Here is an 18,531-nt window from a genome sequence, read left to right as displayed (position 1 = left end):
CGGCCCGCTCAGGCCGGCCGCTGGATGTCCGTCACGCTGCGCCCGATCAGGCGGAAGGCATGTTCCAGCGCGTCGTGCAGCGTCGCCGTGGTGGAGATCTGGCTGACGTCGAAGCCCAGGTTCACCATGGTCTGCGCGATCTCCGGCGAGATGCCCGAGACCAGCGAGGTGCAGCCCATGAGCCCGGTGGACTTGGTGATCTTGATCAGGTGGTTGGCCACGCCCGAATCGACCACGGCCACGCCCGAGATGTCCATGATGAAGACCTTGGCGCGCGTCTGGCTGATGCGCTTGAGCACGGCCAGCATCAGGTCCTGCGCGCGGCGCGAGTCGATGATGCCGACCACGGGCAGCATCAGGATGTCTTCCCAGATCTGCGTGACGGGGGTGGACATCTCGAGCAGCGCCTGGCTCTGCTTGGCGATGCGCTCGTTGATCAGGCGCGAATAGGTGTCGGCCACGATCGTGATGTCGAAGTGCATCAGCTTGGTGAACGCCTGCAGCGCCACCAGGTACTCGTCGTTGCCGAGCTGGCCGTCGTACAGCGTCTTGGTCAGCAGCACGAACGAGTAGTTCATGGCCGCGAAGTAGCTCGGCAGCGACAGGCCGATGCGCGCGTGCGTGGCGCCCACGTGGCGGCGCTCGGCCACGTAGCGGTCGTCCACCTCGGCGGCGAAGGTGCGGCGCCAGTACTGCAGCTGTTCGGCGCGCGCGTGGGCCGTGATTTCCGGGCTCGTGAAGACGACCTGGTACTCGGGCAGGTCGGCGATCCAACGGTAGAAGATTTCGCCGTACTCGTTGAGCCGGGGCAGCACGCAAGCCCCTAGCTTGCGCACCGCCGCGAGGTCGTCCGGCACCAGATCGTGCATCTGGAGCAGGCCGTCGACCGTCATGTCACGAATGTCTGTCTGCATGTCCACACCTCTGCAGCAATGGAATCGTTGTTGCAGATTAACACATAATCCCAAAGCAAATATGTTCGATTTAAGGTGCAAATGATGCGCCAGACGCACCGATTCGGTGGCGTGCACCGGCTTCGATAATCCGGCGATGGACAGACTGAAACAGCTGGAGTCCTTCGTCTCCGTCGCCACGCGCGGCAGCCTGACGGCAGCGGCCAAGGCCGAGGGTGTGGCGCCGGCCGTCATGGGGCGGCGGCTCGATGCGCTGGAGGGGCGGCTGGGCGTGCGCCTGCTGGTGCGCACCACGCGCCGCATCACGCTGACCTACGAGGGCACGGCCTTCCTGGAAGACTGCCAGCGCCTGCTGGTCGAACTGGCCAATGCCGAGGCCAGCGTGGGCGCCGGCGGCGTCAAGGCCGCCGGCCACCTGCGCGTGACGGCGCCGGCCGGCTTCGGCCGCCGCCATGTGGCGCCGCTGGTGCCGCGTTTCCACGAGCTGCACCCCGAGGTGACGATCTCGCTGAACCTCAGCGACCGCCTGGTCGACCTGACCGGCGAGAGTTTCGACTGCGCCGTGCGCGTGGGCGACCTGCCCGATTCCTCGCTGGTCAGCCTGCGGCTGGCCGACAACCGGCGCCGCTGCGTGGCGACCCAAGAGTTCCTGCGCCGCCACGGCACGCCCAAGCATCCGTCGGACCTGCCGCGCTTCGCCTGCCTGACCTTGTCCAGCGACGCCTCGCAGACGCGCGGCTGGGCCTTCGCGATGCCGGGCCCGGGCGGTACGCGCGAGGTGGTGCACCTCAAGCCCGGCGGCCCGCTGGACTGCTCGGACGGCCAGGTGCTGCACGACTGGTGCCTGGCCGGCTACGGCATCGCCTGGCGCAGCACCTGGGAGGTGGAGGCCGAGATCGCCGCCGGCCTGCTGGTGCCCGTGCTCGACGAGTTCGCCGCGCCACCGAACGGCATCTACGCCGTGTTCCCGCAGCGCAAGCACCTGCCGCTGCGGGTGCGGTTGTGGCTGGACTTCCTGAAGACGCAGTACGCGCGGCCCGGGTTCTGGGGCATGTGACCGGGCTTCAGAACGTGTGAATGAACCGATCGCGCCCACGACGGGGCGCGGCGGGCCGCAGGCGACAGAAGCGGGCCGCCGCTCGGGCTCGTGCCGGGCAAGGACCGCAACGCCCGCATGCGGCCTGGCGCGCCCCGGCCCGAAGGGCGAGGCCCCGGGCGCAACGATCATGATGGAAACGGCTGCTCATCGGGGGCCTCGCGTGGGTGTGAGCGGTTCGTTCACACGTTCTCAGTACACGTCGCGCCGGTAGCGCCCGTCGGCCGCCAGCTGCGCCAGCGCGGCAGCGCCCAGCTGCGCGCGCAGGGCCGCATCCACGCCCTGCGCCATGCCCTCGCGCTGGCCGCAGACGTAGAGGGCCGCGCCGCGCGCCACCCAGTCGCGCAGCAAGGCGCCGTGCAGGCCCAGCAGGTCTTGCACGTAACGCGACGACGCATCGGCATCGCGCGAGAAGGCGCGGTCCAGCCGCTGCAGCACGCCGCTGGCCAGCCAGGCTTGCAGTGCGGCATCGCACAGCGCATCGCTGCCGTGCGTGCGCTCGCCGAACAGCAACCAGGCCGGGCCGATGGCCAGGCCGGCCCGCTGCGCGTGTTCGCGTTCCTTGAGGTGCACGGCCAGGCCCGCCAGACCCGTGCCGTTGCCGATCAGCACCAGGGGCGCGGTCGCTTCAGGGCCATGGAAGCCGCTGTTGCGGCGGATCTGCACGCGGACCTCGCCGCCGATGGCCAGGCCATGGCCCAGCCAGCCCGAGCCCAGGCCACGCTGGCCGTCGGTGCGCCGGGCTTCGCGCACGAGCAGCTGGATCTCGCCCTCATGCGGCAGCGAGGCCAGCGTGTAGTCGCGCCAGGCGACGGGCTGGCCGGGCAGGTGGATGCGGGCGATGTCGCCGGCCTGCCAGTGCGGGGCCGGGTCCAGCGGTTGCAGCACGATGCGGTGGATCGGCGCTCCGGGGCTGCCGGGATTGAGCAGGCTGCGCTGCGCAAGCGCCCAGCGCTGGATGGCCGAGGCGCTGGCGGCGGCGTTCGGGCTGCTGCCTGTGAACTGCGCGACGGCCTGCGCCCAGCTGGCCAGCGCCGCGGTGTTGCCGCCATCGGCCTCGACGCGCGCGAAGGCCGGCGTGGCGCCCGCGGCGCGCAGCCAGGCGTCGAGTTCGCGGCCGAAACGGCAGAAGCCGGCGTAGCGGCTGTCGCCCAGCGCCAGCAGACCGTACTGCAATCGCTGCAGCCGGTGCGCGCCTTGCATCACGCGCGTGACGAAGGCGCCCGCGTTGTCGGGCGCGTCGCCTTCGCCCGTGGTGCTGGCGATGAACAGCATGCGTTCGGACGCGGCGAGGTCTTCGGCGCGGATGCGCTGCAACGGCAGGGCCTGGGCCGGGCAGCCGTGCGCGGCCAGGGTGCAGGCGAGGTCGTGGGCCAGCTGTGCGCCGAAGCCGCTCTGGCTGGCGTAGGCGATCAGCAGTGGCGCCCCGGCCGACACGGTTCGTGTGTTGCGCCAGGTGCGCCACTGCTGATGCAGCGGCGGCACCAGCAGGCCGAGCCAGGCGGCGCAGGCCAGCCAGGCCCAGGCCCAGCGTGCCGGGTCGGCTGTCAAGCGCCGCGCTCCAGCATGGCGGCCATGGCGCGGCTCATGCACTGCTGCAGCCCGTCGTCGCTGCGCAGCGTGATCAGGGCGGCCAGGCCTTGCCGATCGGCCCAGGCCAAGGCCTGGGCTGGCGCCAGCACGGTCAGTGCCGTGGCCTGCGCGTCGGCCTGCGCAGCATCGGCATGCAGCACGGTGACGGCCGTGGTGCCATGCGCCACGGGCCGGCCGGCGCGGCCATCGATGGTGTGGGCGTAGCGCCTGCCGCCGTGTGCGAAGTGCCGGTGGGCGTCACCCGAGGTCGCCACGGCCATGTCGATCAGCGCGAGCAGGCTGCGCGGTCCGCCCTCCAGCGCCACCCACCAGGGCTGCAGGTCGGGTTTGAGGCCGCGCGCCTTGAGTTCGCCGCCGACCTCCACGAGGTGGGCGCGTGCGCCCTCGCGCTCCAGCCGGGCCGAAACCCGGTCCACGGCCCAGCCCTTGGCGATGCCACTGAAATCCAGCCGCAGCCCGGCCGGCTTGTGCAGCGTGCGCTGCGCGGCGTCAAGCCGCACGCGCTGCCACCCGCTGGCCTGCAGGGCGGTGGCGATCTCGTCCCGGGTGGGCAGCGGGGCGTGCGCGGGGCGCGGCCCACCGGGGCCGAAGCCCCACAGGTCCACCAGCGCGCCCAGCGTGGGATCGACCGCGCCGCCGCTGGCCTCGGCCCAGGCCAGGCTGTCGGCCACGAGCGCCCAGCACGCGGGCGAGAAGCGCCAGCTGCCGGCCGGTGCGGCGTTGCAGCGGGCCACCTCGCTGTGCGCATGCCAGGTGCTGAACAGCGCGACCGCATGGTCGAGCTCGCGCACGGTGGCGGCGTGCAGGCGTTCGGCGCGCACGCCGGGTGGCGCATAGGCCTGCACCGACCAGTGCGTGCCCATGGTGGTGCCGGCCAGGCGGTGCAGCGGCCAGCCGGGTGCGGGCACGGCGGGCGGCTCCAGTTCGGCCACGACCGGCACGAAGACGTTCTCAGCCATGCACGAACAGCAGCGCGATCAGCACCGGCGCCAGCAGGCTCAGCCCGGTCAGCGGCCAGGTGAAGGGCCGGGCGCGGCCGTGCATCCAGAGCAGCGCGAAGCCGGTCAGCGTGAACACGATGCAACTGGCCGCCATGCCATCGATGAACCAGAACCAGACCTGGCCCGCGTTGCGGCCCTTGTGCAGGTCGTTGAAGTAGGCCACCCAGCCGCGGCTGGTGGCGGTGTAGCGGGCGCTGGCCGTGGCGCGGTCCAGGCGCAGCGTGCCTTCGCCGCCGGGCCGCGGCACGGTGATGAAGACCGCATCGCCATCGACCTCGGCCGGCAGGCTGGCGATGTCGATGGCGAAGGCGTCGGCGGCCCAGCGCGCCAGGGCCGGCGGGACGGGCGTGTCGCCGCCCTCGGGCAGCGCCTGCAGCGCGGCCTGCACCCGGGCGGGCACCTCGGCCTGGCGCTCCTGCCGGCTGGGGCTGGCCGACAGGCTGGCGGCGTGGTTGAGCGTGAGGCCCGTCACGGCGAACAGCAGCATGCCGGTCAGGCTCAGCGCGGCGGAGATCCAGTGCCAGCTGTGCAGCTGGCGCAGCCAGAACGCGCGCGTCACAACGCGATGCGCACCACGCTCTCGTTGCTGCCTTTGGCGTCGTTGCGGCCGTTCTTGACGGTCACGTAGAGCACGTTGCGGCGGCTGTCCAGCGCGAGGCTGTTCGGGTGCGAGGGCAGGGCGATGGTCTGCAGCAGCTGGCCGCTGGCGGTGTCGAACACGCTGAGGCTGCCGCCGCCGCGGTTGCTCACGTACAGGCGCTGGCGCGGGGCGTCCAGCAGCGGCGCGATCGGCCCCTCGCCGGTGGGCAGGCTGGCCATGATGCGCGCCGTGGCGGGGTCGAGCACGACGACGCGGTTGCCCGGCGTGGGCACGAAGCCGGGCTCGGCCTTCTGGCGGCGCTCGCTGATGCTGGCCAGACCCTGGTCGGTGCCGTACAGGCGCTTGGCCTGCGCGTCGTAGGCCAGGTTCAGCACCTGGTCGGCGCCCGGGGTGTGGCGCTTGGTGATGGCCAGGGTGCGCGTGTCGATCTCGACCAAGCCGCCGCGCAGGTTGGAGACGAACAGGCGGTTGTCGGCGGCGTCCAGCGCGATGCCGGTGGCGACGGCGCCCAGGCCCGGAACGACCTTCTCCAGCGCCAGCGTGCGCGTGTTCATCACGTACAGCGCGCTGCCGTCCGAGGAGAGGCCCGGCGCGTACAGGCGGCCGTTGTCGGGGTCGAGCAAGAGCTCGCGCAAGTGGTGCGGGAACTTCTGCTTGCCGTCCGCGCCCTGGACCTTGTCCATCAGCGCCACGGTCTTGACGACCTGGTTGCTGGCCGTGTCGACCACGGTGACCGAGCCCTCGGTGGTGTTGCCCACGTAGAGCCGGTGGGCGGCATCGTCCAGCACCACGCCGAAGCCGCGCAGCGGCAGCGCGATCTCGGCCTGCACGGCCAGGGTTTGGGGATCCAGGCGCAGCACCTTGCTCGGGCCGGCGCCATCGCCGAAGCCGCCCGAGGAGGCCACGAACACGGCGTTCTGGCGGGCCGAGTAGGCCAGCTCGTAGAGCGAGGGCGCCAGGGCGGCGCGCTGGATCTGCGCCGCCTGCACGGCCTGGAAGGGCGCGTTGGGCGTGGCGACCGGGGCCTGGGTGCCGCAGGCCGTCATGGTGGCGGCGGCCAGCACGGCCAGGGAGAAGGAGAGGATGGATTTCATGGTGGATGTTCCTGGTGTGGTGTTCACGGCGCGACGCGCAGATGGACGGGGCCGAGTTCCTTGCTGCCCTGGGCCTCGGCGCTGTGCGCGCCGCCGCCCCAGGCGAACGGCAGGCGCAGCAGTTCGCGCCCACCTTTCTCGCGCGCGACCTCGATGGCCAGCTGGTAGTGGCCGGCCGGCAGGCCGGCCAGCGCGCCGCTGGCGTCGCTGAACTGCAGCGTGTGGGTGCCGGCCGGGCGCGTGGCGCCGCTGACGCCGTCGGCCGGCAGCGCGAGCTGCTCGCCCGCCACGCGCCACCAGCTGCGCAGGTTGCGCAGCCAGCCACGGCCGCCGTTGTCACGCAACCGGGTGTCGTACCAGACGGCCAGCGTGCCGACCACGGCCTTGTCCCCGCCGGCCTGCTCGATCCAGGCGGCCAGGTAGGGCCGGTAGTAGGCGGCGGTGTCGATGGGCGGCAATGTGAGCTGCAGAGTCAGCGAGGCTGCCGCGGCCGGCCCTGCGGCCAAGGTCAGGGCCGCGCCGGCGAGCCAGGCGTTGCGCGGGGGGGCGGGTGCCATGGCGCGAGGCTCAGTCGTTGCCGGCACGTTGTTCGCGCGGGCGCTGCGGGTCGGCCCTGGAGACGATGCCGTCGCCGTTGCTGTCCAGGCCCGTGAAGGTCTTGTCGGCAATCGCCTGGTCCTCGGCCCAGGTGAACTGGCCGTCGCGCGCGCGGTTGACGATGCCGAAGCGCACGTGCGCCTGCTTGATGTTGTTCTCGTAGGCGGCGTCGGGCTGGCGGCCGGTGTCGAAGTACTGGCGCTTGAGGCGGCCTTCGTATTCGGCCACGTACTCGGCCTCGCTCAGCCAGCCGTCGCCATTGGTGTCGGCGGCCTGGAAGCGCTGCAGGCGGATGGCGTCGAACTCGGCGCGCGTGACCTGGCCGTCGCGGTTGGCGTCGTAGCTGCCCAGGAAGGCGTCCAGGCCGTGGCCGCCCCCGGGGCGTGCGGGTTGGTTCTGGGCCGTGGCAGTGGCCCGGGATGGGCCGCCGGCGCAGGCCGACAGCACGATGGCGGCGGCCAGGGCCGCGAGGACGGATGCGTTGGGTCTGTTCATGAGGGTCTTTCAGGTGGGTGGTAAATCAGAAATCCACGTTCAGGCTGACCGCGTAGGTGCGGCCCGGTGCGCTGGACACTTCGATCTGGTGGAGGTCGCGCGCGTTGGCCGGCTGCAGGTTGCGGGTGTTGGCGTACGACCAGTAGCGCTTGTCGGTCAGGTTGAAGATGCTGGCGTTCAGGCGCACGTTCTTGCTCACGCGCCAGTAGCCGGCGATGTCGAAGCGTGCAAAGCCGGGCACCCGGAACAGCGTGACCGTCGAATCGCTCAATTCGGCGCCCGGGTTGTTGCTGAAGGACTGGCGGTTGGTGGCGATGGCCTGCTTGCCCCGCACGAAGGTGCCCATGAGGTTCAGGCCCCAGGCCTTCTGGGGCGCGTCGTAGCCCACGCCCACGATGGCCTTGCCCGGCTGCACGGTGTCCAGGTCCACATCCTCGTCACCCGCGTAGTTGGACTTCGACTTTCCCTTGCTGTAGCCCAGCGCCCAGATGCTGTACAGGCCGCGCACCGACGGGGACCAGGTGCCGTGGTCGAGCCGCGCGCTGATCTCGGTGCCGTAGATGTGGGCTTCGTCGCGGTTGGTGGCCTGGTACAGGATGGACAGGCTGTCCTGGATGTTGACGAACTTCTCGGGGTTGTTGGCGCGCGTGTAGCGCGTGTAGGAGATGAAGTCCTTGTACTGCGTGTAGAAGACCGAGCCGGCTAAGGTGACGCCCGGCACCGGCGAACCTTTCAGGCCGATGTCGAAGGCGTTGCTGGTCTCTTCCTTGAGGTTGCGGTCGCCCAGCAGCGCGTAGCTGCCGCCACCGCTGTTCCAGTAGCCGAAGATCTCGCTGTTGGTGGGCGCGCGGCCGCTGCGCTTCCATTGCACATAGGCGGTCAGGTCGGGCTGCACGTCGTAGAGCAGCGCCAGGCTGGGGCTGACGATGGTGCTCGCCGGCGCCTTGCCGTACATCTCTTCCAGCTCCTCCTGCGTGACGCGGTCGTTGTTGAAGCGGCCGGTGTTGCGGATGCGGGGGTCGATGCGGTCCACGCGCAGGCCCGGCACCAGGGCCAGGCGGCGGCCACCGACCTGGAAGTCGATCGTGTCCTGAACGAAGGCGCCCATGCGCACGGTGCGCGTGTCGGGAAAGGGCTGGCCGGCCGCGCCGGCGGACGATGGCTCGGTGGTGAACGGGTGCTCGTTCTCGTTGACCGCGTAGTTCACCCCGAACTTGAGCGCATGGTTGGCGATGCGCTTGTCGGCCACGCTGGACCAGCCGATCTGGTGCGTGGTGTTCTGCGAGCTCTCGCGGACCAGCGCGCCCGTGGCCAGCGCCACCGTGTCGGTCACGTCGTCCATGTCGGTGTTCTGCACGTATAGCCGGGTGTCGAGCCGGTCGACGAGGCCTCCTGCACCGGGCGTCCAGAGGTGGGAGGCGGACACGGTGTCGCGCCGGGTGCGGGCGTCCTGCACCGACCTGCCGGTGACGGCGGCGCCGTTGGTGTCCCAGCTGTCGAAGCGGGAGTCGTTCTGCCGGCGGTACAGGTCGGCCGACAGTTCCAGCCGGTGCTCGGGGTTCAGGCGCAGCTGGCCCTTGAGCAGCAGCGCGTCGGAATGCCAGTCCTGCGGCGCCACGCGAATCCTGTCGGTGCTGGGATGGTTCTCGGCCTCCTTGCCGTCGCGGCGCGAGTAGGCCAGCAGCACACCCAGGTCGCCGCGCTGGCCGGCCAGGGTCACACCCTCGGCCCAGGAGCGGTCGACCTTGCCGTAGCCGATGCGCGTGCCCGCGTAGAACGGCTTGTCGGCGTGGACGTAGTCCTCGGGCGACTTGCTCCGAAAGCTCACGGCGCCGCCGATGCCGCCGGCCGAGCGTTGCGAGTTGGTCGTTCCGGACTGGATGTCGATCGAGGAATACAGGTAGGGGTCGATGAAGTCGCGCCCCATGCCGAAGGTGCCGTCCTCCGAGCGGGCCGTGAGCGGCGCGCGGCTGATCGCATCGGGCATCTCGATGCCGTCCACGTCCAGGCCGACGCGGTTGCCCTCGACGCCGCGGATGTTGTAGTTGGTGGTGCCGCTGCGGTCGTAGCGGCTGGCGCCGCGCGTGGCACCGGTCACGGTGCTGGGCACGTCCACGAGCGGCTGGTAGCGCACCACGTCGGCGATGCTGGTGGCGCCCGTGCGCTCCATGTCCTCCTCGGTCAGGATGGTGCGCGTGCCGGCCTCCTGGCGCACGGCCTCGGCCGTGACCTTGACCTCGGGCAGCGCCGAACCGGTGCTGGACGTGGTGGCGGCGGACGTGGCCGCGGCGGGTGCGGCGGCGCTGCTCGCCTGGCGCAAGACCCAGATGCCGCGGCTGCGCTCCTGCACTTCCAGGCCGCTGCCGGCCAGCAGGCGCGCGAAGCCCTCGCGCACGCCGACGCGGCCGTCCAGGCCGGGGCTGCGGCGGCCGGCCACCAGGCTGGCGTCCAGCTGCACAGCCACGCCCGCGCTCGCGGCGAACTGGGTCAGCGCGTCGCCGAGCGGGCCGGCGGGCACGCTGTAGGCCGCCACCGCGGTGCTGTCCTGGGCGTGGACGGCGGGCAGGGCGGCGGTGGCCAGGGCCATGGCCAGCAGGGCCTGGCGGGCGGCCTGCGCGAGCGGGGAGGCCAGGGGACGCGCGGGGGCGCGGGGATGTCGGTGCATGCGGGCTTTCCTTTGAACGGCGTGCGTGGCTGGCTCCGCACGGCGCGGGAAAGCTGGCTTTGGATGTCATGACACGCGAGAACGCAAAAAGGGGCCACCGCGTGCCAAAGAAAGTTCAGCCGCTCGGTGGCGCCGATGGGGCTGCGATCGCGACCCACCAGCGCGTGCGCCAGACCACGCGCACGGGCAGCGTGTGCGGCAGCGCGGCGAGGATGGCGTCGGTGTCGTCCAGGCGGAACACGCCGCTGATGCGCAGCGCGGCCACCTCGGGCGCGCAGCGCAGCACACCGGGCCGGTGGCGGCCGAGTTCGGCCGCGAAGTCCGCCAGCCGCTGGTCGCGGGCGAACAGCAGGCCGCGCGTCCAGGCCGCCGGCTGCGGGTCGGCCGGCCGCAGCGGCTGCACGACGGCGGCATCGAAGCGCAGCTGCTGGCCGGCCTCGACCCGGGTGGGCGGCCGCCCCGGAGCCTGCGCCGTCTGCACCTCGACGGCGCTCTGCTCCACGGCCACCAGCGTGCTGGCCTCGTCGTCGCGCCGGCGCACGACGAAGCGCGTGCCCAGCGCACGGATGCGGCCGTGGCGCGTGTCGACGACGAAGGGGCGCTGCTGCGCATCGTGCGCGGTCTCGATCTGCACCTCGCCCTGGCGCAGCAGAACGCGGCGCAGGCCGCTCTGGAAGTCGATCGCGACGGCGCTGGCCGTGTTCAGGTGCAGCCGCGTGCCGTCGGCCAGCACGGTGCTGCGGCGCTCGCCGGTGGCGGTGGTGAGCGTGGCGGTCCCGTCCGCGCTGTCGGCCTGCGTGCCGCGCCAGGCCAGGTAGCCCGCCGGCACGGCCGCGGCCAGCACCGCCATGGTCTGCCGCGCGGCACGCCGGCGGCCCTGGTCGCGCGGGCGGTCCAGCACCTGCAGGCCGACCGCGGGCGGCAGCGTGACCAGCGCGGCCTGCAGCCGCTCGGCGCGCTGCCAGGCGAGCTCGTGCAGCGGATCGGCCCGGCGCCACTGCGCGCAGGCCGCGTGCTGGGCCGCCGTGGCCCGGCCCGCCTGCAGGCAGGCCAGCCACCGCGCCGCCATGCGCACCACCGTGCGCGGCAGCGGCGGCGTGCTCAAGCCATCTGGATCAGGCATTCTTCGAAGGCCTGCGCCATGTGGCGCTTGACGGTGCGCAGCGCGATGTCCATGCGCTCGGCGATCTGGGCGTAGCTGAGGCCCTCGAGTTGCGCCAGCAGGAACACCGTGCGGGTTCTGGGCGGCAGCGCATCGAGCAGCGCGTCGATCTCGTTGAGCGTCTGCAGGATGCTCAGCCGCTCCTCGGGCGAAGCGGCGAAGGCGGCGGGCTGCGCGGCGAGCGCCGCCAGCCAGGCCTGCTCCAGCGACAGGCGACGGTAGTGGTTGAGCAGCACCCGGCCCGCCACCGTGGTCAGGTAGGCGCGCGGCTCGCGCAGGGCGTCCAGCGCCAGTTCCTGGGCGCGGCAGGCTGTGAGGATGCGCACGAAGGTGTCCTGCGCGAGGTCGGCCGCGTGGTGGGCATCGCCCAGCTTGCGGCGCAGCCAGCCGTGCAGCCAGCCGTGGTGCTCGCGGTACAGCGTCTGGATCGATGGCTGCTTGCTGCAGGAAAGGCTGGGTTGGGCCGCGGACACGAAGGCTCCGTTCGGCGCAGCATGGTGTGCCGCGCATCTAAACAAGAATTGTTCGCATTTTACATCGGTAACAACCCTGGGCTGCGGTCCGCGCGGCTCGGCTGGCGGGCAGTCGTCGCGCGGCTGCACAATGCTGTCGCCGTCGTACAACGAAATCCGGGCCGCCGATGATCCTCGAAACCGTTCTCGCCTATGTGCACTGGGTCGCCATCTTCACGATGGTGGTGTTCCTTTCGAGCGAGGCCGCGCTGTGCCGCGTGGAGTGGATGAACGCGCGCGTGGTGGAGCGGCTGGCGCGGGTGGACATGCTCTACGGCATCGCCTCGGTGGCGGTGCTGCTGACAGGCCTGGCGCGCACGCTGTGGGGCGTCAAGGGCATGGGTTGGTACTGGTCCAACCCGCTGCTGCATGCCAAGGTGACGCTGTTCGTGGTGATCGGGCTGATGTCGATCAAGCCCACGCTGACCTATTTGCGCTGGCGCCGCCAGCTGCGCGCGACGGGCGCCCTGCCAAGCGACGAGGAGGTGCGCCGCACGCGCAAGACGGTGATGGTGCAGGCCCACCTGATTCCGCTGGTGGCGCTGCTGGCGGTGTTCTTCGCGCGCGGCTTCGGCAAGTAGACGTGAAAGCGGCCCCGTCAGGGGCCGCTCGGCTGCGGGGGCCGGGCTCAGGCCTTGTTGCAGTCCGACAGGAACTTGTTGCGTTCCTCGCCCTTGAGGCCCTTGGCCGCGGCTTCCTTGCTGCAGGCGCCGAGCTTGGAGCCCGGCTTGTCGGCGGCAGCCGTCACGCCCTTGTTGCAGTCCGACAGGAACTGGTTGCGCGCGTCGCCCTTGAGGCCCTTGGCCGCCGCTTCCTTGCTGCAGGCACCCAGCTTGGAGCCGCTCTTGGCCTGGGCGGCCGGCGCGGCCGTCAGGCCCTTGTTGCAGTCCGACAGGAACTGGTTGCGCTCATCGCCCTTGAGTCCCTTGGCAGCGGCCTCCTTGCTGCAGGCACCGAGCTTGGAGCCGGGCTTGGCATCGTCGGCGGCATGGGCGCTGCCCAGCGACAGGGCGAACGCCGTGGCCAGGATGAAAGAGGCGGTTTTCAACATGGAATGTCCTTCGAATGCGTTGAAGAGAGGCTGGCCCGGCACAGGAGCCGGCCAGACTCTAACGCCGCCACGCGCATGCGGATGACCCGGTTTTTCACAGTTCTGTTGCCATCCGTTGCGCCATCTGCCCGAAGATGGCCCGCACCGCCTGGTCCAGCCACTGGGGCACGGCGCGCGCATCGCGCTTGCGTCGCAGCAGCGCCAGCACCTGGTCCTGCGCCGGGCTGCGGATGCGCCGGAACGCCACGCCCGTGCGCCCCAGCAGCACGGCCGATTGCGGCACCAGCGCATGGCCCAGGCCGGCCGCCACGAGGTCGAGCACGCCATGCACGGTGCTGGCCTCGTAGCGGATGCGCGGGCTGAAGCCGGCGCGCGCGCACAAGTGGATGGACTGGTCGAAGGTGGCCGGGCCGCGGTGCCGCGTGAAGGCGACGAAGTCCTGCTCGGCCAGCCCGTGCAGGTCGATGGCACGGGGCCGTGCAGGCGGCGCGGGCGGTTCGGTCGCGGGCGAGGCCAGGCAGAACGGATCGTCCATCTGCGCCGGCGCCACCACGCGCGGATGGCGAGCCGCGCTGCGCGCGATGCCGGCGTCCAGGTGGCCGGCCACCAGGGCCTCGGTCTGGGCGCTGCTGATCATCTCGCGCAGCTCGATGCGCAACTGCGGGTGCGCGGCACGCAGTTCGCGCACCAGCGCGGGCAGCACCGTGCTGCTGGCCGAGGGCACGTAGCCCAGCGCCAGCGTGCCGCTGGCGCCATCGCCCCGCAGCCGCTCCTTGAGGTGGCCGGCGCGGTCGAGCAGCGCACGCGCCTCGGGCATCAGCGCCTCGCCGGCGGCCGTCAGCCGCACGCCTTTGGGATGGCGCACGAACAGCGGCGTTCCCATGGCGTCCTCGAGCTGGCGGATCTGCACCGACAGCGGCGGCTGGGCGATGAACAGCTTCTCGGCCGCGCGGCTCAGGCTGCCGGTCTCGGCCACGGCGATGAAGTAGCGCAGATGCCGCAGTTCCATGGATGTGCCTATACCTCGTGGATATGGCGACCATACCCGAACGGTGTTTGGACTATTGCCAATGGCTGCCGAGAATCCGGTCCGCAACCCTTGCGGAGACACACCCCATGAAGCGACTTCTCGCCCTCGTGATCGGCGCTCTGGCCCTGGCCGCCACGGCGCAGGACTGGCCCGGCAAACCTGTCAAGCTGGTGGTGCCGGCACCGGCCGGCAGTTCGCTGGACTTCATCGCGCGCACGCTGGGCGACAAGCTGCGCGAGCGCTGGAAGCAGCCCATCGTCGTCGACAACAAGCCCGGTGCCGGCGGCATGCTGGGCATGGCCGTGGTCGCCAAGGCGCAGCCCGACGGCCTGACATTGGGCATCGGCTTCAACGGCCCGATCGCCTTCGGCCCGCACATGTACAGGAAGATGAGCTACGACCCGGCACGCGACCTGCTGCCCATCGTGCTGACCTCCTCGCAGCCCAATGTGCTGGCCGTGCCCGCGAACAATCCGGCCAGGACGCTGCCCGAGTACGTGGCCTGGGCCAAACAGCAGAACGGCAAGCTCAGCTACGCCTCGGTCGGCGCCGGCAGTTCCTCGCACCTGACCATGGAGCTGTTCCGCAGCACGGCCGGTTTCGAGGCCACGCACGTGCCGTTCGCGGGCTCGCCGCCGGCCGGCCTGTCGCTGGCCTCGGGCGAGACGCACGGCCTGTTTACGGTGGCGCCGGCCCTGCTGCCGCTGGTCCAGAGCGGCCGCATCCGGCTGCTGGCCGCCACCAGCCTGAAGCGCATGGAGGGCGTGGCCGAGCTGCCGACCGTGGCCGAGCAGGGCTACCCGGGCTTCGAGGCGCTGGCCTGGAACGGGCTGTTCGCGCCCACCGGCACGCCACCCGAGGTCGTGGCCCGCATCAACGCCGATGCGAATGCCGTGATGCAGGATGCCGCTGTGCGCGAGGCCTTCGCCAAGCAGGGCCTGGTCATCGGCGGCGGCACGGCCGACAGCTTCAAGAGCTTCATCGCCGCCGAGGGCAGGAAATGGGGCGCGATCATCCAGAAGGTCGGCATCACCGTCGATTGAGCACCATGCTGGCATTGCAAAAGATCCGCCCGGCGGCCGGGCTCGAACTGGTCGAGGTTCCCGTGCCCGAAGCCGGGACCGACGAGGTGCTGGTGCGTGTGCGCGCCGCCGGCATCTGCGGCAGCGACCTGCACGTGGACGACTGGACGCCCAGCTATGCCTTCATCGCGCCCAGCATCCCGGTCACCATCGGCCACGAGTTCGTGGGTGTGGCGCAGGACGGCCCGCTCGCAGGCCGCCGCGTGGTGGTGCGGCCCTCGGTCACCTGCGGCAGCTGCGCGGCCTGCAGTGCCGGCCGGCACGACGCCTGCGAGCGCCGCCGCGGCATCGGCATGACGCGCGACGGCGCCTTCGCGCCCTGGGTGCGCGTGCCGCAGCGCAACTGCGTGCCCGTGCCCGACGGCCTCAGCGACGCCATGGCCGCGCTGACCGAGCCGTTGACGATCTCCATGCAGGCGCTGCGCACCGCGGGCGACGTGGCCGGCCTGCGCGTGCTGGTCATGGGCCCCGGCACCATCGGCCAGGGCATCGCGGCGCTGGCCCGGCGCGCGGGCGCCGCCCAGGTGGTGGTCAGCGGCTGCGACGACGCAGCCCGCTTCGATGCACTGCGCGCCATGGGCTTCGAGGCGCTGGTCGACGTGAAGACCCAGTCGCTGGCCGAAGGCACGCGGCCCTACACCGGTGGCGCGCCCTTCGACCTCGTGTTCGAGGCCACCGGGGTGCCCGAGACCATCACCGAGGCGCTGGCGCTGCTGCGCCGCAACGGGACCGTGGTCGTGACCGGCATCCACGCCCGGCCGCTCACGCTGGACTTGACGCCGCTGGTGCGCAACCAGCAGCAGTTGCGCGGCTCCTTCCGGCCGCCCGAATCCGACTGGCCGCTGGCGCTGGCGCTGATGGGCGAGATGGACGCCGTGCTGCGCCCCATGGTCAGCCACGTGCTGCCGCTGGCCCGGGCGCACGAGGGCTTCGCGCTGGCCCACGGCAAGCAGGCCAGCAAGGTGCTGCTGTGCCCGGAGGCGGGCGATGCCTGAAGCCGCGGCCTTGCTCGCGCTGTGGAACGGTGTGGACCCGGCGCACGCGGCCGAGTACGAGCGCTGGCATGCCGAGGAACATGTGCCCGAACGCCTGACCGTGCCCGGCATGCAGTGGGCGCGCCGCTACGCCGCGCTGTGGCCACAGCCTGGCCCGCGCTATCTCACGCTGTACGGCCTGCGCGACGCCCGGGTGCTGGAAGAAGACGCGTACCAGCGCCTGCTGCGCGAACCCACGCCCTGGAGCGCGCGCATGCGCCCCTTCCTGTGCGACATCTCGCGCTGGGTCTGCAGGCTGGCGGCGCCACACGCCGGTCCGCAGGGCGGGTGGCTGCAGCTGCACACCGCAAGCGCTGCCGAACCGGCCTGCCAGCATGCCGACCTGCTGGCCGAGCGCCTGCCCGATGCCGCACCGCTGCCCTGGCTGCAAGACAGCCAGGCGCTGGTGGTGGAGGGCCGCTGGCTGCTCGCCCGCGGCCTGGCGCAGCCGCCCGCCTGCCCCGTGCCGGACACCCTGGCCTACGCCGCGCTGCCGGTGGGCGTGCCCTGAGCCGGTGTGTAACCGGGTGGCGCGATGGCGCCACCTAAAATCCCGCGGATGTTCTCCGTCAAACAAGAATTGCTGGCCGCGCTGGGCGCCGCGCTGGAACAGGTTTCCCCCGGTGCCGGGGCCCGCGCAGCCTTCGAGACGCCCAAGGTCGCCGCCCACGGCGACCTGGCCTGCACCGCGGCCATGCAGCTGGCCAAGCCGCTCAAGCTCAACCCGCGCCAGCTCGGCGAGCAGCTGCGCACGGCACTGCTGGCGCAGCCGGCCGTGGCGCAATGGGTCGCGGCCATCGACATCGCCGGCCCCGGCTTCCTGAACCTCAAGCTCAAGCCCGAGGCCAAGCAGCAGGTCGTGCGCGAGGTGCTGGCCCAGGGCGAGCGCTTCGGCATGCAGCCGGCCAACGGCCGCAAGCTGCTCGTGGAATTCGTCTCGGCCAACCCGACCGGGCCGCTGCACGTGGGCCATGGCCGCCAGGCGGCCCTGGGCGACGCGATCTGCAACCTGTACCAGTCGCAGGGCTGGGACGTGTGGCGCGAGTTCTATTACAACGACGCTGGCGTGCAGATCGCCACGCTGACCAACTCCACGCAACTGCGCGCCAAGGGCGTCAAGCCGGGCGACGCCGATTGGCCCGAGGCCGCCTACAACGGCGACTACATCGGCGACATCGCAGCCGACTTCCTGGCCAGGAAGACCGTCAAGGCCGACGACCGCGAGGTCACGGCCAGCGGCGACGTGGACGACCTGGACTCTGTGCGCGAGTTCGCCGTCGCCTACCTGCGCCGTGAGCAGGACCTGGACCTCAAGGCCTTCCAGGTGCGCTTCGACAACTTCTACCTCGAGTCCAGCCTGTACACCTCGGGCCGCGTCGACGACGCGGTGGCGCGCATGCAGGCCTCGGGCAAGACCTACGAGAAGGACGGCGCGCTGTGGCTCAAGTCGACCGACTACGGCGACGACAAGGACCGCGTGATGCGCAAGTCCGAGGGCGGCTACACCTACTTCGTGCCCGACGTGGCCTACCACATCGCCAAGTGGGAGCGCGGCTTCACCAAGGTCGTCAACATCCAGGGCACGGACCACCACGGCACCATCGCGCGCGTGCGTGCCGGCCTGCAGGCGGCCAACGTGGGCATTCCCGAGGGCTACCCCGACTACGTGCTGCACACCATGGTGCGCGTGATGCGCGGCGGCCAGGAGGTCAAGATCTCCAAGCGCGCCGGCAGCTACGTGACGCTGCGCGACCTGATCGAGTGGACCAGCAAGGACGCCGTGCGCTTCTTCCTGCTCAGCCGCAAGCCCGACACCGAGTACGTGTTCGACGTGGACCTGGCCATCGCCCAGAGCAACGACAACCCGGTCTACTACGTGCAGTACGCCCACGCGCGCATCTGCTCGGTGCTGGCAGCCTGGGGCGGCGACCGCGCCAGCCTGGCCCAGGCCGACCTGTCGGCACTGCAGAGTCCGCAGGCCGACGCGCTGATGCAGCTGCTCGCCAAGTACCCCGACATGCTGAGCAGCGCGGCGGCCGAGTTCGCGCCGCACGACGTGAGCTTCTACCTGCGCGAGCTGGCCTCCGCCTACCACAGCTACTACGATGCCGAGCGCATCCTGGTCGACGAGCCGGCCGTGCGCACCGCGCGCGTGGCCCTGGTCGCGGCCACGGCCCAGGTGCTGCGCAATGGTCTGGCGCAGCTGGGCGTGAGCGCACCCGAGAAGATGTGACCACGCCATGACGCAAGCACAACAACGCAAACGGCCGCCTGCCAAGCCCGCAGCCAAGGCCGGACGCGGACAGACCGGCGGCACCATCGTCGGCTTCATCGCCGGCGTGGTCGTGGGCCTGGTGGCGGCGCTGGCCATGGCGGTCTACGTGACCAAGGTGCCGGTGCCCTTCATGAGCGGCAAGAGCCCCGCGGGCCGACCGGTCGACGACGACGCCGAGACGCGCAAGAACCAGAACTGGGATCCGAACGCGCCGCTGCATGGCCGCAACCCGGCGCGCCCGGCCGTGCCCGCGTCCGCCCCTGCGGCCACGCCCGTCCCGCCGCCCGCGGTGGCCGTGCCGGCCCCGGCGCCCGCGCCCCGGCCGGACA

18 protein-coding genes and 1 pseudogene are annotated in these 18,531 nt (G+C 71.6%); 7 read left to right on the top strand and 12 right to left on the bottom strand.

Going from position 1 to position 18,531, the window contains the following annotated elements; translation table 11 throughout:
- Window positions 1-8: 8 nt before the first annotated feature.
- Window positions 9-914, bottom strand: coding sequence for a protoglobin domain-containing protein (locus IE209_RS26110; protein ID WP_189689807.1), 906 nt, complete (start codon window positions 912-914; stop codon window positions 9-11).
- Between the two features lie 136 nt (window positions 915-1,050).
- Here IE209_RS26110 and IE209_RS26105 point away from each other — a divergent pair, with 136 nt between their 5' ends.
- A complete protein-coding gene (locus tag IE209_RS26105) occupies window positions 1,051-1,971 on the top strand; it encodes a LysR family transcriptional regulator (protein WP_189689806.1) in 921 nt (306 codons plus the stop codon).
- Window positions 1,972-2,202: 231 nt separating this feature from the next.
- Here IE209_RS26105 and IE209_RS26100 read toward each other — a convergent pair whose 3' ends face one another.
- The 9 genes from IE209_RS26100 to IE209_RS26060 form a co-directional block, all read right to left on the bottom strand.
- On the bottom strand, window positions 2,203-3,561 hold the full coding sequence (locus tag IE209_RS26100) for a sulfite reductase subunit alpha (protein ID WP_189689805.1): 1,359 nt from the start codon (window positions 3,559-3,561) through the stop codon (window positions 2,203-2,205).
- Window positions 3,558-4,562 carry an FAD:protein FMN transferase gene (locus tag IE209_RS26095; RefSeq protein WP_189689804.1) on the bottom strand — a complete coding sequence of 335 codons (1,005 nt, stop codon included), beginning with the start codon at window positions 4,560-4,562 and terminating at the stop codon, window positions 3,558-3,560. The genes IE209_RS26100 and IE209_RS26095 overlap by 4 nt, the downstream gene beginning before the upstream one ends.
- On the bottom strand, window positions 4,555-5,163 hold the full coding sequence (locus IE209_RS26090; protein WP_189689803.1) for a PepSY-associated TM helix domain-containing protein: 609 nt from the start codon (window positions 5,161-5,163) through the stop codon (window positions 4,555-4,557). The genes IE209_RS26095 and IE209_RS26090 overlap by 8 nt, the downstream gene beginning before the upstream one ends.
- A complete protein-coding gene (locus IE209_RS26085; RefSeq protein WP_229883058.1) occupies window positions 5,160-6,299 on the bottom strand; it encodes a YncE family protein in 1,140 nt (379 codons plus the stop codon). The genes IE209_RS26090 and IE209_RS26085 overlap by 4 nt, the downstream gene beginning before the upstream one ends.
- 23 nt (window positions 6,300-6,322) lie before the next feature.
- Window positions 6,323-6,856, bottom strand: coding sequence for a DUF2271 domain-containing protein (locus tag IE209_RS26080; RefSeq protein WP_189689802.1), 534 nt, complete (start codon window positions 6,854-6,856; stop codon window positions 6,323-6,325).
- Window positions 6,857-6,866: 10 nt separating this feature from the next.
- On the bottom strand, window positions 6,867-7,391 hold the full coding sequence (locus IE209_RS26075) for an EF-hand domain-containing protein (protein ID WP_189689801.1): 525 nt from the start codon (window positions 7,389-7,391) through the stop codon (window positions 6,867-6,869).
- 25 nt (window positions 7,392-7,416) lie between these two features.
- The gene (locus IE209_RS26070; protein ID WP_229883057.1) at window positions 7,417-10,056 is read right to left on the bottom strand and encodes a TonB-dependent receptor; all 2,640 of its coding nucleotides are present in this window, start codon (window positions 10,054-10,056) and stop codon (window positions 7,417-7,419) included.
- 115 nt (window positions 10,057-10,171) lie between these two features.
- Window positions 10,172-11,179 (bottom strand): FecR domain-containing protein, encoded by a 1,008-nt coding sequence (locus IE209_RS26065; protein ID WP_189689800.1) that lies wholly within the window; start codon window positions 11,177-11,179, stop codon window positions 10,172-10,174.
- A complete protein-coding gene (locus IE209_RS26060; protein ID WP_189689799.1) occupies window positions 11,158-11,691 on the bottom strand; it encodes a sigma-70 family RNA polymerase sigma factor in 534 nt (177 codons plus the stop codon). Before IE209_RS26060 ends, IE209_RS26065 begins: the two co-directional genes overlap by 22 nt.
- A gap of 167 nt (window positions 11,692-11,858) precedes the next feature.
- On the opposite strand from IE209_RS26060, the gene IE209_RS26055 reads away from it, so the two are divergent.
- A complete protein-coding gene (locus IE209_RS26055) occupies window positions 11,859-12,311 on the top strand; it encodes a DUF2214 family protein (protein WP_145549233.1) in 453 nt (150 codons plus the stop codon).
- A gap of 47 nt (window positions 12,312-12,358) precedes the next feature.
- Here the strand turns inward: IE209_RS26055 and IE209_RS26050 are convergent, their stop codons facing one another.
- Together IE209_RS26050 and IE209_RS26045 are read right to left on the bottom strand one after the other, a co-directional pair.
- Window positions 12,359-12,781: a PsiF family protein gene (locus IE209_RS26050; RefSeq protein WP_189689798.1), complete on the bottom strand. Its 423-nt coding sequence runs from the start codon at window positions 12,779-12,781 to the stop codon at window positions 12,359-12,361.
- A 94-nt stretch (window positions 12,782-12,875) separates the two neighbouring features.
- Window positions 12,876-13,790 (bottom strand): LysR family transcriptional regulator, encoded by a 915-nt coding sequence (locus IE209_RS26045; protein ID WP_189689797.1) that lies wholly within the window; start codon window positions 13,788-13,790, stop codon window positions 12,876-12,878.
- 107 nt (window positions 13,791-13,897) lie between these two features.
- Between IE209_RS26045 and IE209_RS26040 the strand changes: the two genes are divergently transcribed.
- From IE209_RS26040 to IE209_RS26020, 5 genes and pseudogenes are all read left to right on the top strand, one after another.
- Window positions 13,898-14,854: a Bug family tripartite tricarboxylate transporter substrate binding protein gene (locus tag IE209_RS26040; RefSeq protein WP_189689796.1), complete on the top strand. Its 957-nt coding sequence runs from the start codon at window positions 13,898-13,900 to the stop codon at window positions 14,852-14,854.
- A 5-nt stretch (window positions 14,855-14,859) separates the two neighbouring features.
- Window positions 14,860-15,888: a zinc-dependent alcohol dehydrogenase gene (locus IE209_RS26035; RefSeq protein WP_189689795.1), complete on the top strand. Its 1,029-nt coding sequence runs from the start codon at window positions 14,860-14,862 to the stop codon at window positions 15,886-15,888.
- Complete coding sequence (locus IE209_RS26030) at window positions 15,881-16,438, top strand: DUF4286 family protein (protein ID WP_189689794.1); 558 nt, start codon at window positions 15,881-15,883, stop codon at window positions 16,436-16,438. The genes IE209_RS26035 and IE209_RS26030 overlap by 8 nt, the downstream gene beginning before the upstream one ends.
- A 48-nt stretch (window positions 16,439-16,486) precedes the next feature.
- On the top strand, window positions 16,487-18,160 hold the full coding sequence (gene argS, locus IE209_RS26025; RefSeq protein WP_189689793.1) for an arginine--tRNA ligase: 1,674 nt from the start codon (window positions 16,487-16,489) through the stop codon (window positions 18,158-18,160).
- 7 nt (window positions 18,161-18,167) lie between these two features.
- A pseudogene (locus tag IE209_RS26020) lies at window positions 18,168-18,531 on the top strand (hypothetical protein); the annotation flags it as partial.

The sequence above is a fragment of the Pseudorhodoferax aquiterrae genome (genome assembly GCF_014652235.1).
In the GTDB taxonomy this organism is placed as follows: domain Bacteria; phylum Pseudomonadota; class Gammaproteobacteria; order Burkholderiales; family Burkholderiaceae_C; genus Pseudorhodoferax; species Pseudorhodoferax aquiterrae.
Note: the sequence above shows the minus strand (reverse complement) of the source record. Positions and strands in the feature narration are given on the sequence as shown.

Bases quoted from the DNA above. Each gene is read 5' to 3' on its own strand.
- IE209_RS26110 (WP_189689807.1), bottom strand. From the start codon at position 914: ATGCAGACAGACATTCGTGACATGACGGTCGACGGCCTGCTCCAGATG.
- IE209_RS26105 (WP_189689806.1), top strand. From the start codon at position 1,051: ATGGACAGACTGAAACAGCTGGAGTCCTTCGTCTCCGTCGCCACGCGC.
- IE209_RS26095 (WP_189689804.1), bottom strand. From the start codon at position 4,562: ATGGCTGAGAACGTCTTCGTGCCGGTCGTGGCCGAACTGGAGCCGCCC.
- IE209_RS26085 (WP_229883058.1), bottom strand. From the start codon at position 6,299: ATGAAATCCATCCTCTCCTTCTCCCTGGCCGTGCTGGCCGCCGCCACC.
- IE209_RS26080 (WP_189689802.1), bottom strand. From the start codon at position 6,856: ATGGCACCCGCCCCCCCGCGCAACGCCTGGCTCGCCGGCGCGGCCCTG.
- IE209_RS26075 (WP_189689801.1), bottom strand. From the start codon at position 7,391: ATGAACAGACCCAACGCATCCGTCCTCGCGGCCCTGGCCGCCGCCATC.
- IE209_RS26070 (WP_229883057.1), bottom strand. From the start codon at position 10,056: ATGCACCGACATCCCCGCGCCCCCGCGCGTCCCCTGGCCTCCCCGCTC.
- IE209_RS26065 (WP_189689800.1), bottom strand. From the start codon at position 11,179: ATGCCTGATCCAGATGGCTTGAGCACGCCGCCGCTGCCGCGCACGGTG.
- IE209_RS26055 (WP_145549233.1), top strand. From the start codon at position 11,859: ATGATCCTCGAAACCGTTCTCGCCTATGTGCACTGGGTCGCCATCTTC.
- IE209_RS26050 (WP_189689798.1), bottom strand. From the start codon at position 12,781: ATGTTGAAAACCGCCTCTTTCATCCTGGCCACGGCGTTCGCCCTGTCG.
- IE209_RS26045 (WP_189689797.1), bottom strand. From the start codon at position 13,790: ATGGAACTGCGGCATCTGCGCTACTTCATCGCCGTGGCCGAGACCGGC.
- IE209_RS26040 (WP_189689796.1), top strand. From the start codon at position 13,898: ATGAAGCGACTTCTCGCCCTCGTGATCGGCGCTCTGGCCCTGGCCGCC.
- IE209_RS26035 (WP_189689795.1), top strand. From the start codon at position 14,860: ATGCTGGCATTGCAAAAGATCCGCCCGGCGGCCGGGCTCGAACTGGTC.
- IE209_RS26030 (WP_189689794.1), top strand. From the start codon at position 15,881: ATGCCTGAAGCCGCGGCCTTGCTCGCGCTGTGGAACGGTGTGGACCCG.
- argS (WP_189689793.1), top strand. From the start codon at position 16,487: ATGTTCTCCGTCAAACAAGAATTGCTGGCCGCGCTGGGCGCCGCGCTG.